We start from the raw sequence: 11555 nt of genomic DNA, 5'->3' as shown, positions 1-11555 counted from the left end.
CGGCGGCCTCGACGAGATCTGGACGCGTCCGGAGACCGGGGCGGTGGCGTGAACGCGGCTCGGGCCCGAGCCGGCGGTGTTCGCGCCGCTCGTCGTGCTGCTGCTGGCCGGGCCCGCGTCCGAGAGCCCCCACGCCGGGCGGCTGGACTGGCTGGTTCCGCCCATTCTGCGCGGGATCGAGTATGGTTACCTCGCCGTGTTGGGGGACGCGCGGGCAGTCCCGGCGCCGCTCGTCTACGTGCTGCTCACGGTTCTCGCGCTCCACCACTACGACGCCGCCTACCGCACCCGCCGGGGGCGCCGGCCGCCGCGGTGGGTCCGCCTCGCCGGACTCGGCTGGGAGGGCCGGATGCTGTTCACGGCCGTCGTGGGGGCGTTCGCGCCGCTTCCGTTCGCGTACGCGGCGCTGGCCGCCTACCTTGGCGTGTTGTCCGGCGGAGAGAGCGCCGCCACGTGGGCGCGGCACGGCCGCGCCGGCGGAGTGACGATCGACCTGACGAAGAAGTTGTCCGAGGGTGTGGGGGACGGGCCCCACGGCGAGAGGGAGAAGAGAGCATGATCGGCATGGTGCTGGCGGCGGGCGCGGGCCGGAGGCTGCGGCCGTACACCGACACCCTCCCCAAGGCCCTGGTCCCCGTGAACGGCGAGACCACCATCCTCGACATCGCCCTCGGCAACCTCGCCGAGGTCGGGCTGACCGACGTCGTCATCGTGGTCGGCTACTGCGCGGACGCCGTGCGCGACCGCAAGGCCGCCCTTGAGGAGCGGTACGGCGTGTCGCTGACGCTCGTCCACAACGACAAGGCCGAGGAGTGGAACAACGCCTACTCCATGTGGCTCGCTCGGGAGCACTTCTCCAAGGGCGTCCTGATGGTCAACGGCGACACGGTCCATCCGGTGAGCGTCGAGAAGACACTATTGGCGAACCGCGGACCGGACATCCTCCTGGCGGTGGACGACGTGAAAACTCTCGCCGACGAGGAGATGAAGGTGATCCTCGACGGCGAGGGCCACCTGAAGACCATCACCAAGCTCATGGACCCCGCCGCCGCGAACGGCGAGTACATCGGCGCCACCCTGATCGAGCCCGCCGCCGCCGGGCCGCTGGCCGACGCGCTCAAGGCCACCTGGGAGGGCGACCCCGACCTCTACTACGAGGACGGCTACCAGGAGCTCGTGAACCGCGGCGGCCGCATCGGCGTCGCGCCGATCGGCGAGGTCGACTGGGTCGAGGTCGACAACCACGACGACCTGGAGAAGGCCCGCCGGATCGCCAAGGGCTACTGACCGCACGCACGGCACGAACCGACCGCACGCACGGCACGAGGAGGCCCATGCCCCTGCTGACGCGGATGCTGAACGCGCCGCTCTCCATCGACGTGCGGCGGGGAGCCGTGGCGACCCTCGGCGAGCTGCTCGCCGACCGGCGGATCGCCACCGAGGGGCGCGTCGCGATCGCCGTCGGTCCCGGCCAGGGCGACCAGATCGCCGAGCACGTCCGGCCGTCCCTGGCCGCCTGCGAGGTGTTCCACGTCGAGGGCGGCACCGTGGAGGCGGCGGTCAGCCTGGGCTCCCGGCTGCGCGCCGGGTCCTACGAGGCGGTCGTCGGCATCGGCGGCGGCCGCACGATCGACGCCACCAAGTACGCGGCGACGCTGTCGGGCATCCCGATGGTGTCGGTCGCCACGAACCTGTCGCACGACGGGATCTGCTCGCCGGTCGCCTCCCTCGTCCACGACAAGGGCAAGGGCTCGTTCGGCGTCGTGATGCCGCTGGCGATGATCGTCGATCTGGACTACGTGCGCGCCGCGCCCGACCGGCTCGTCCGCGCCGGGATCGGCGACGTGGTGAGCAACTTCTCCGCCGTGGACGACTGGCTCCTCGCGGCCGACGAGTGCGGCGAGCGGATCGACCGGATGGCGCTCACCGTGGCGCGCACCGCCGCCGAGGCCCTGCTGCACCAGCCCGGCTCGATCGACTCGGACCGGTTCCTGACGGTCCTCGCCGAGGGGCTCGTCCTGTCGGGGATGGCGATGGCGTTCGCCGGGGACTCCCGCCCGGCGTCCGGCGGCGACCACGAGATCCTGCACGCCATCGACCACCTCTTCCCGGACACCGCCAACCACGGCGAGCTGGCCGGGATCGGCGCCGCGTTCTGCTACCACCTGCGCGCCACCCGGCTCGGCGCGGGGGAGGAGCGGCTCGAAGAGATCCTCGCCTGCCTCGGACGCCACGGACTGCCCCGGTTCCCGGCCGACATCGGGCTGTCCGCCGAGCAGTTCGCGGAGGCGGTGCGGTACGCCCCGCAGACCCGCCCCGGCCGCTATACGATCTTGGAACACCTCAGCCTCGACGAGGGCGAGACCCGCAAGGCGGTGCACGAGTATGTCCAGGCCCATGGAGGCTGAGCTGTCCGGGCAGAACCCTTCCCCGCAGCCCCCCGGCTCCCCCGAACCACCCGGCCCCGCGGAGCCGGCCGGCGACGACCACCGGCCGCACCGCAAGGGCGCGAAGGTCGCCGACATCCGCCGGTACGGCCAGCCGCCCGGTCTGAAGGACCGGCGCAACGAGGAGCACTGGGCCGGCCGCCTCTACATGCGCGACCTGTCCCCGTACTTCGCGTGGATCTCGCTGCGCCTCGGGTTCAGCCCCAACCAGCTGACCTACCTGATGATGCTGAGCGGCGTCCTCGCCGGCGTCGCGGTGTCGCTGCCCGTCGACCCGCTGTGGACGGCCCTCGCCGGCGCGTTCCTCATCCAGGTCTACCTGCTGCTCGACTGCGTCGACGGCGAGGTCGCCCGCTACCTGCGGCAGACGTCGGTCGCCGGGGTGTTCCTCGACCGGATCGGCCACTACCTGTCGGAGGTGTCGCTGCTCGCCGGGCTCGGCTTCATGGCTCAGGGCGGCTGGGAGAACGGCGGCTGGGTCGAGCTCGGCCTGCTCGCCGCCCTCGGCGCCGCGCTGATCAAGGCGGAGACCGACAACGTCGTCGTCGCCCGCGCCAAGTCCGGGCTGCCCGCCGACCCGACCGGCGGCGACCGGGCGCTGCGGCCCCGCTCCACCGGCATCGCGCTGGCCCGGCAGGCGGCGTCCATGCTGCGCTTCCACCGCATCATCGGCGCGGTCGAGCTGTCGCTGCTGATCCTCGCCGCCGCCGTGATCGACACCCTCACCGGCGCGGACGACCCCGTCGCGGTCCGCGTCCTGACGGTCGCCGTCGCCGCCGTCGCCATCCTGCAGACCCTGCTGCACCTCGTCAGCATCCTGGCCTCCCGGAGGCTGAAGTGAAACTGTCCGTCGTCGTCCTCACCATGGGCAACCGGCCGGAGGAGCTCGCCCGCGCCGTCCGCAGCGCCCTGGAGCAGGAGCATGTGGACGTCGAGGTCGTCCTCGTCGGCAACGGCGCCGACCCGGTCGGCGAGGCGGCGGGCGCGCCGCCGTTCGACGACGAGCGCGTCAAGACCCTCAGCCTCCCGAAGAACCTCGGCATCCCGGGCGGCCGCAACCGCGGCGTGGAGGCGTCCTGCGGCGACGTCATCCTGTTCCTGGACGACGACGGCTGGTACCGCTCGCCCCGCCTCGGCGCCCACCTGCGCGACCGGTTCTCCGCCGAGCCCGACCTCGGCGTCGTCTCGTTCCGCGTCCGCGACCCCGAGGGCGGGCGCGGCGAGCGCCGCCACGTCCCCCGGCTCCGCGCGGGCGACCCGGAGCGCTCGTCCGCCGTCACCACGTTCCTCGGCGGCGCCTGCGCGATCCGCCGCGCCGCGTTCGACGCCGGCGGCGGCCTCCCCGAGGACTTCTTCTACGCCCACGAGGAGACCGACCTCGCCTGGCAGATCCTCAACGCCGGCTACCGCATCGTCTACGACGCCGCGGCGGTGATGTTCCACCCCGCCGTGCTGCCGACGCGGCACGCCATGTTCTACCGCTACAACGCCCGCAACCGCGTGTGGCTGGCCCGCCGCAACCTGCCGTGGCCGCTGGCGCTCACCTACCTCTCCGTGTGGGTCGGCATGACCGTCCTGCGCGAGCGCAAGCCGAGCGCCCTCAAGCCCTGGTTCAAGGGCTTCCTGGAGGGCTGGCGCAAGCCCGCCGGCCCCCGCCGCCCCATCTCCTACCGGACCGCCTGGCGCATGACCCGCACGGGCCGCCCCCCGATCATCTAGGGGTCCGTGTCCTCCCAGGGGGCGAGACCCCCTGGGCCCCGTCACGTGCCGGGCGCAGGTTCACTCCGAGGCGTTGTGGTGTTGCTCGTCCAGGAGCGCTGGGGTGCCTTCTCGGGTCAGGGGGTCGTCACCGCGGCCACGATGAGGCGGGTCAGTTCGGTGGTGATGTCGTCCAAGGGGACGTGCTGGTCGCGGGCCGACCAGTGGTGGACGAGGTTGTTCACGGCGCCGATGACGGCGATCATCGCGAGCCGGTGGTCGCGGTCGACGGCCTCGCCGCGCGAGGCGGCCTCGCGGACCATCGCGAGCATCGCGTCCTCCCACTGGCCGCGCCAGTGGAAGCGGTGCCGCTCCAGGCCGGCGCTGACGCCGATCACCTCGACGAACGCGATGCGGGCCCAGCGCGGGTCGCTCGCGGTGACGGTGACGAACGCGCGGACGGCGCTCTCGACGCGGGCCGGGAAGCCGGCGCCCGCCTCCCGCGCGTACGCGGCGGCGACCGCCTCGGCGGCGCGTTCGTTGATCCCGCGGTGCAGCGTGGTGAGCAGTTCCTCGCGCCCGGAGAACTCCTCGTAGAAGTTGCGGGTCGACACGCTTGCGGTCGCGCACAGCCGCTCGATGGACGTCGCCGCGTACCCGCGCGTCCCGAACAGTTCGAGCCCGGCGGCCAGCAGGCGGTCGCGCCGCTCCGCACGGCGCTCCTCGGCCGACCGGCCTGCGTAGCTGCGCCTGGGCGCGGGATTGCGGCCGCTCATCGGTCTCCGTTCACCCGTGCGGATGGGGCAGCGTCAGCCTAACGCCGGGCGGATCGGCGCAGTGCCCCGTCAGCCGGTGACCAGCGCGTCCCTCCACTCCGGGTCGGCGGTGAGGACGGTCAGCCGCTGCGTGGCCCGCGACACCGCCACGTACAGCACGCGCAGCCCGCGCGGGGACTGGGCGGCGACGGTCTCCGGCGCCACGATCACGGCGGCGTCGAACTCCAGGCCCTTGGCCTCCAGGACGTCGAGCACCTGGACGCGCTCGGGCAGTCCCGCGCCGAGCCGGTCGCGTTCGGCGGCGTCCCAGGCGGCGGCGGACCCCCCGAACAGCGGGGCCTGGCCGCCGGACTCCTCCAGGGAGAGCGGGACGATCAGGCCGATGGTGCCCTCGACCTGGCCGAGCAGCTCCTCGACGGCGGCGCGGGCGGCGGAGCCGAGCCCGGTTTCGGGGACGACCCGGACGACCGGCTCGATCCCGGACGTGCGGACGGCGCGGGCCGGCCTCGCGTCCGGCAGCGCGCGGGCGAGCACCCGCGCGGAGACGGCGGCGATCTCGGTGGAGTTGCGGTAGTTCGTGGTCAGCTCGTACTCGTGCCGGGCGCGGGGCGGGGGCGCCTTGCGGCCCCGGCGGCGGTTGCGGGACGCGGGGCGCTCGCCGCCGAGCGCGGCCTCCATCGCCCGCCGCGCGGCGGGCAGGTCCTCCCAGGCGCTCTGGGCCGGGTCCTCGACGATCGTCCAGCTCGCCTGGCGGCCGCGGCGGCCGAGCATCCGCCACTGCATGGGGGACAGGTCCTGCGCCTCGTCGACCACGAGGTGCGCGTACTCGGGGCGCTCCTCGACCACGCCGTCGTCGACCCGCCGGGAGCGCTCCAGCCGCTCGATGGACGTGGTGAGCTCCCGCATCTCCGGCTCCCACGTCTCGTCGACGACCTCCTCGCCGGTGAGGATGTTGACGCCGTCCACGACGAACGGGTCGTCCTCGGACGGCGCCCCGCGGCGGCGGGACGGGCGGGGCGGGGAGCCGAGGAGCGCGTCGATCTCGTCGAGCAGCGCGACGTCCTGGTAGCTGAGCGGCGCGCCGTCGCCGGCCCAGGAGGCGGCGAGCGGCTCGACGTCGGCGCGGTCGACGTCGCGCCCGGCGGCGCGGCGCAGGCGGGACGGGTCGCCGAGCGAGCGCAGCACGTCCAGCGGGCGGCGGATCGGCCACCAGGCGACGAGGAAGTCGGTGAACGCGCGCTGCTCGCGGACCCGCGCGTCGAACTGGGCGCGCTTCGGGTCGCCGCCCGCGGCCCCGTTGCCGCGCGCGGGCTCCTCGTCGAGGGAGGCCAGCCCGTCGGCGGCGAGGATCGCGTTCCACAGGCCCGCCTCGGCGCCCTCCTCGGCCTCGGCCGCCTCGGGGCCCCCGACCTCGCCGAAGCGGCTCCAGAGGGCGTCCAGGAGCATCTCCGCGGCCCGGCCGCGGGCCGCGTTGACGCTGCCGCGGCTGCGCCGGTGGACCTCGTTCCTGATGCGGTCGAGGCGGGCGCGGTCGAGGGCGACGACGACGCCCTTGAACACCACGCGCAGCTCGTCCGGGGCGCCGGGGGCGTGGTCGGCGACGGCGCGCCGCAGCACCGTCACCATCGTCTCCGCGCCCTTGACGCGGGCGAGCCGCGGCGTGTCGTGGACGGTGGCGGTGGCGCCGTCGACGAGGTCGCCGAGCGAGCGGAGCGTCGCCGAGCCCTCGCCCAGCGAGGGCAGCACCCGCTCGATGTAGGCGGTGAACCGGCGGTTCGGGCCGACGACGAGGACGCCGCGGGATCCGAACCGGCGGCGGTGCCGGAACAGCAGGTAGGCGACGCGGTGCAGCGCCACGGCCGTCTTGCCGGTGCCGGGGGCGCCGCGCACCAGGACCGTCCCGTCGGCGGGGGCCCGGATCACCTCGTCCTGCTCACGCTGGATCGTCGCGACGATGTCGCGCATCGCGCCCTCGCGCGTGCGGGCGAGGGAGGCGAGGAACGCGCCGTCGCCGATGACGGTCATCCCGTCGGACGCCTCGGGGTCGAGGAGGTCGTCCTCGAGGTCGACGACGGTGTGGCCGCGCGAGTGCAGCACGCGGCGGCGCACGACGCCGCGCGGGTCCTCGGGGGTGGCGCGGTAGAAGTCCTCGGCGGCGGGCGCCCGCCAGTCGATGACGAGCGAGTCGTGCTCGCTGGTGCGGACGCCGACGCGGCCGATGTAGCGGACCTCGCGGGAGGCAAGGTCGAGCCGGCCGAACACCAGGCCGTCGTCGGCCACGTCGAGGGCCTGGACGCGCAGGGCCGCCTGGTGGACCATCGCGTCCCGGTCGACGAGCGAGCCCTTGGTGCCGGCGAGCGACTGGCGGTAGCCCTCGCGGATCATGGCCTGGGCGTCCGCGCGCATCTCCTCCAGCCGCGTGTAGGCGGTGTCGACGTAGCGCTGTTCGGCGGCGATCTCCCGGTCCTTGACCGTGCCGCCCGGACTGGTCGGGCGCCCGTTGACCTGGGACGACATGCAGGCTGCTCCTCGCGCGTGTGTCATGCCGGGGACATCCCCCGGCACCCCGAAGGCGAAAGAGACAGCTTATGCGGTCCGGGTGACGTTCAGCGTCGGGCGAGCGCCGCCAGGAGCGGTCGGCGCGCCGGCCGGACCCGTACGTGGACGTCCGGGGCGGGGCGCGCGAGCGAGCGGTCCATCGCGTCGAGGACGAGGCCGTGCGGCGTCCCGGCGGCCGCGTGGACGCAGCGCAGCGTCACGCCCTGCCCGCCGTGCTCGGCCCACAGCGCGTCGGCGTAGGCGGCCACGGCCGCGGCGGACGGGCTCGCGGGCGGGCCCGAGGCGTCCGGGCAGAGGAACAGCTCCCCGGCCCGCCGTTCCAGCATTCCCGGCAGGGCGGCCTGGACGACGACGGCGGCGCCGAGGACGTTCGTCCGCAGGACGTCCTCCACCTCGCCGAGCGGCTGCGCCAGGACCGGCCCGGGCGGCGCGGCCGACGCGGCGTGGACGACGCGGTGCACCGGGCCGGCCATCGCCAGCACCGCCGCCACGGCGCCGGGGTCGGTGACGTCGCACACCCGCGCGTGGGTGTTGGGGGAGCGGTGCGCCGTCTTGGCGAGACCGAGCTCGTCCACGTCCACCGCGACGACGTCCCACGCCGCCGCGGCGAGCCGTCGCGCCGCCATGGCGCCGAGCCCGTGCGCGGCGCCGGTCACCAGGGCCGTCCGCTTCACGTGCGCACCTCCTCGGCGCCCTGGAAGACCATCTGCAGACGCCCGACCGTGCTCGTGGTGAGCGCCCGCGCCCGGTCGAGCCCGAGGCCGCGCAGCTCGTCGGCCACCGGATGGTCGCCGAGGACGACCTTCGCGCCGCCCGGACGGGTCCGGACGCCGGACGGCGTGAGCGTCCACGGTGTCCGGCGCGTCACGCCGTCCAGGCAGGAGTAGGCGTCGACGCTCGGGGCCGCCGAGCCCGCCGGCGTCGGCACGCCCGGCCGGATCGCCACCTCGATCGCCGTCCGCCCGCCGAACCGCACCGCGCAGCGCTTCACGTGCCCGGAGAGGTCCATGGGGATGTCGGCGATCTCCTTGGGGAAGCCCCAGATCGTCCGTCCGGCCTCCAAGGTGAACTCCTGGTTGACCGGAAGCCAGTGGATGAACGCCCCGATCCCGCGCATCCGCCCGAGCACGCCCGGCGACGGCGCCGCGCCGGGCGGGCGCACCAGGAACGCGACGGCGAACTCGTGGTAGGGGCCGAGGTCGCCCTCGGCGTACCGGACGAACGCCAGCGAGCAGACGGCCTTGCCTGGCAGGGGCTCCGCGACGGCGAGCCCGGAGTAGGCGATGACGTCCTGGGCGGCGCGGGCGGGCACGGCGAACATCGCCGAGCCGACGGCGGCGTCACGGATCCGTACCGGGAGCGCGACCCGCTCCCCCTGGATCGTGTGCGCGTGCGCGGTCGTTGTCACACCGCTAAGTAGAACAGGTTCTCGTTTTGCTGCCAAGCACCGGAGCCGGGGAAGGGGGAGTCAGCCCTTCTCGACGGCCGTCCGGATCCGGTCGAGCGTGGCGCGCATCCCCTCGCGGTTCACCTCGGCGCGCTCCTCGGCGGGGACGCCGGTGAAGATCTTGCCGAGCAGCGACACGAACCCGGCGCCCCGGTGGTCGCGGCGCTGGTCCTCCCAGTACTCGGTGAGGCGGGTGCGGGGCGCGGACGGGTCCTCGGAGACGTCCTCGAACCGGTACCCCCACAGCGCCACCGGCACCCCGAAGCTCGACACCCGGAAGGCGAACACCTCACCGGGCACCGCCGCGCTCACCTGGCAGGTGGTGAACCACACGCGCCAGCCGATCCGGTTGAAGCCGACGAACCTCGTCCCCGGCCTGACGGCGCGCCCGCGCACCCACGTCGCGAACACCTCCGGGCTCCACTCGCCCATCCGCCGCAGATTCGCGACGGCCGCGTACACGTCCCGCGCCGGCGCGGCGACGACCACGCTCTCCTCGACGACCCACTCGCGCTCCATGGCTCCGCATCCTCCCACTTGATGACCGGTGGGTCACAAGAGGTGGGCGAAGTGGCGCCGCCAGTCCGCGTACCAGGCTCTGAACCACGGCTCGGACTCGGCCAGCGGGACGACGTAGGTGAGCGTCTCGGCGTAGTAGCGGCGCTGGAAGTCCGGCGCCATCCGGTCCAGGGTCTGCACGTTGCTGGCGCGGTCGGCGAGCTTGACCAGGACCGCCTCGCGCGGGGCCTCGCCCAGTCGCCGCAGGTAGGCGGCCTTGGCGGCGCGCTTGGCCTGGCGCCCGGCGCCCGCGGCGGGCGGCTTGGTGACCCAGTCGACCAGCTCGGTCACCTCGGGGCCGAACTCGGCCTCGACGTCGGCGAGGGAGGCGGGCGTGTCCTCGACGACGTCGTGCAGGACCGCGGCGGACAGGACGGCGGGCGTCGTCACCCCCGCCCCGCGCACCAGCACTTCGAGGGCTTCCAGCAGGTGCTCGACGTAGGGGTCGCCGGTCGGCCGCCGCTGGTCGCCGTGCCAGCGCAGGGCGGCGGCGACGGCCCGTTCCAGGCCGTCCAGGTCGACGGGCGCGCCGGACGCGGCGATGTCCGCGCGGGCCGTCTCCCAGGCGTGCCAGCGGGTGAAGACCTCCACGGGTTCGCTCCGTTCTTCCCGGCCGTGTCGCGCGGGAGCCCCGCACAGGGCATGGTGGGTGTCGTCCTTTGAGCAGTCCTCGGTGTAACCGTACGTGGAGGGAGGCGGCGCGGTCGTGGTCGGGAGCCGGCAGCGGCCTGACGGCCGACCGGAGTCCGTGGGCAGGGTCCGCGTCACGCTCGGCCTCCTGTCCGGGGCGGTCGCCGTCGCGCTCTGCGTCGTCCTCGTCGACACCTACGTGCTCCGCGCCGAGTGGTGGCAGGTACGCCACACCGTGACCGGGGAGCCCGTGGCGCCGCAGAGCGGGGTGGGCCCGCCGCCGGGCCCGCTGGCGGTGAGCTGGGAGCACGCGACGCGGACGCACCGCGGCTCGGTCGCGGGCTACGACGGCGTCGCCTACCAGGTCGCGCAGGGGCAGGTCGTGACGGCGTCCGGGCACGGGATCGAGGCGCGCGACGCGCGCACCGGCCGGGCCCGCTGGAGCTACCGCCGCGCCGGGTGGTCGCTGCTCGGCTGGACGTCCACCGGGTCGCGGGTCGTCGCCTACTTCGAGCGGGACGGCGACCGCGGCGACCGGACGCTCGTCGCGTTCGACGCGCTGTCGGGCGGGCTGCTGTGGCGGCGCGCGGACGAGCGTCCCGCCGCGGTCTCCCGGACGACGCTGCGCTGGCCCGCCGGGTCCGACGTGCTGCTCACCGCCGACGAGGGTCACCGGACGCTGTTCGGGGTGTCGGCCGTGACGGGGAACCGGGTGTGGCGGCTGGCGCTGCCGCGCGGCTGCCGGCTTTTCGAGGGCGGGGCCCACCCGTCCGACGGCCGGGAGGACCTCGCCGCGGTGGGCCTGCGCTGCGCGGACCCCGGCGGCGAGAAGGGGCGCCGGAGCCGTCTGCTCGCGCTCGACCCGACGAAGGGCATCGTGCGCTGGGACCGGCGGCTCGGCTCCCGGGAGTCGCCCGAGGTGTCGATGCTGGACGGGGTGACGCTCGTCTCGGACGGGACGGCCCTGCGCGCGTTCGACGACGGCGGCCGCCAGTTCGCGGTCTGGGAGGGCGACGGGGTCTGCGGCGACCTGATGTGCCCGGGCGTGCTCGCGCCGGGCAGGCTCGTGGTCGTCTACCACCCGGACGGGTCCGGCGCCGAAGGGTCCGGCGCCGGCGGGACGGGGACCGGCGGCGCCGGCGGCGTGGCGGCGGAGGAAGCCCGCATGGAGGCGGTGGACGTGCGGTCCGGGCGGGTCGGGTGGAGCCGGGACGTGCCCGCGTACACCGCGCTCGCGCAGGCCGGCGGGCAGGTGTTCGCGCTGCGCCCGCGGCTGTCGGAGCGGCTGCTGCCCGCGGGCATCGACATCGTCGAGCCCGGTGACGGGAGCACCACGACCGCGCCCGCGCCGTTCTCGATGGACCCCGACCTGCCGGGCGTCCGGCCCTGGCTGGCGGCCGCCGGCGGGCTGCTGTACGCGGCCCTCCCGCAGGCGGCGCC

General features: G+C 74.9%; 12 protein-coding genes. 6 read left to right on the top strand and 6 right to left on the bottom strand.

Going from position 1 to position 11555, the window contains the following annotated elements; genetic code table 11:
* Window positions 1-76 precede the first annotated feature (76 nt).
* From AB0K37_RS35815 to AB0K37_RS35795, 5 genes are read left to right on the top strand one after another with little or no spacing between them, the layout of a single operon-like run.
* Window positions 77-559 (top strand): DUF5941 domain-containing protein, encoded by a 483-nt coding sequence (locus tag AB0K37_RS35815; protein ID WP_363988853.1) that lies wholly within the window; start codon window positions 77-79, stop codon window positions 557-559.
* Window positions 556-1287, top strand: coding sequence for a phosphocholine cytidylyltransferase family protein (locus tag AB0K37_RS35810; RefSeq protein WP_363988850.1), 732 nt, complete (start codon window positions 556-558; stop codon window positions 1285-1287). Before AB0K37_RS35815 ends, AB0K37_RS35810 begins: the two co-directional genes overlap by 4 nt.
* Before the next feature lie 47 nt (window positions 1288-1334).
* Complete coding sequence (locus AB0K37_RS35805; protein WP_363988847.1) at window positions 1335-2408, top strand: iron-containing alcohol dehydrogenase family protein; 1074 nt, start codon at window positions 1335-1337, stop codon at window positions 2406-2408.
* Window positions 2398-3288: a CDP-alcohol phosphatidyltransferase family protein gene (locus AB0K37_RS35800; protein ID WP_363988844.1), complete on the top strand. Its 891-nt coding sequence runs from the start codon at window positions 2398-2400 to the stop codon at window positions 3286-3288. Before AB0K37_RS35805 ends, AB0K37_RS35800 begins: the two co-directional genes overlap by 11 nt.
* Window positions 3285-4166: a glycosyltransferase family 2 protein gene (locus AB0K37_RS35795; protein WP_363988841.1), complete on the top strand. Its 882-nt coding sequence runs from the start codon at window positions 3285-3287 to the stop codon at window positions 4164-4166. Before AB0K37_RS35800 ends, AB0K37_RS35795 begins: the two co-directional genes overlap by 4 nt.
* A gap of 116 nt (window positions 4167-4282) precedes the next feature.
* On the opposite strand, the gene AB0K37_RS35790 is transcribed toward AB0K37_RS35795, so the two are convergent.
* The 6 genes from AB0K37_RS35790 to AB0K37_RS35765 all read right to left on the bottom strand — a co-directional run bounded on the left by AB0K37_RS35790 (window position 4283) and on the right by AB0K37_RS35765 (window position 10076).
* Window positions 4283-4921, bottom strand: a complete 639-nt coding sequence (locus AB0K37_RS35790) for a TetR/AcrR family transcriptional regulator (RefSeq protein ID WP_363988838.1) — start codon at window positions 4919-4921, stop codon at window positions 4283-4285.
* A gap of 69 nt (window positions 4922-4990) precedes the next feature.
* The gene (locus AB0K37_RS35785; RefSeq protein ID WP_363988836.1) at window positions 4991-7438 is read right to left on the bottom strand and encodes an AAA family ATPase; all 2448 of its coding nucleotides are present in this window, start codon (window positions 7436-7438) and stop codon (window positions 4991-4993) included.
* An 89-nt stretch (window positions 7439-7527) separates the two neighbouring features.
* Complete coding sequence (locus AB0K37_RS35780; RefSeq protein ID WP_363988833.1) at window positions 7528-8154, bottom strand: SDR family oxidoreductase; 627 nt, start codon at window positions 8152-8154, stop codon at window positions 7528-7530.
* Window positions 8151-8888, bottom strand: a complete 738-nt coding sequence (locus AB0K37_RS35775) for an acetoacetate decarboxylase family protein (protein WP_363988830.1) — start codon at window positions 8886-8888, stop codon at window positions 8151-8153. The genes AB0K37_RS35780 and AB0K37_RS35775 overlap by 4 nt, the downstream gene beginning before the upstream one ends.
* A 60-nt stretch (window positions 8889-8948) precedes the next feature.
* The gene (locus AB0K37_RS35770) at window positions 8949-9446 is read right to left on the bottom strand and encodes an SRPBCC family protein (RefSeq protein WP_363988827.1); all 498 of its coding nucleotides are present in this window, start codon (window positions 9444-9446) and stop codon (window positions 8949-8951) included.
* A gap of 33 nt (window positions 9447-9479) precedes the next feature.
* Window positions 9480-10076: an HD domain-containing protein gene (locus tag AB0K37_RS35765; protein WP_363988825.1), complete on the bottom strand. Its 597-nt coding sequence runs from the start codon at window positions 10074-10076 to the stop codon at window positions 9480-9482.
* Between the two features lie 157 nt (window positions 10077-10233).
* Between AB0K37_RS35765 and AB0K37_RS35760 the strand changes: the two genes are divergently transcribed.
* Window positions 10234-11555: PQQ-binding-like beta-propeller repeat protein (locus tag AB0K37_RS35760; RefSeq protein WP_363988823.1), on the top strand; the 1322-nt coding region annotated here is incomplete at its 3' end.

Origin of the sequence: Actinomadura sp. NPDC049753, assembly GCF_040674655.1 — a bacterium.
Classification (GTDB): Bacteria; Actinomycetota; Actinomycetes; order Streptosporangiales; family Streptosporangiaceae; genus Spirillospora; species Spirillospora verrucosospora.
The sequence above is the reverse complement of the archived record's forward strand: the minus strand, read 5'-3'. Positions and strand labels throughout refer to the sequence as shown.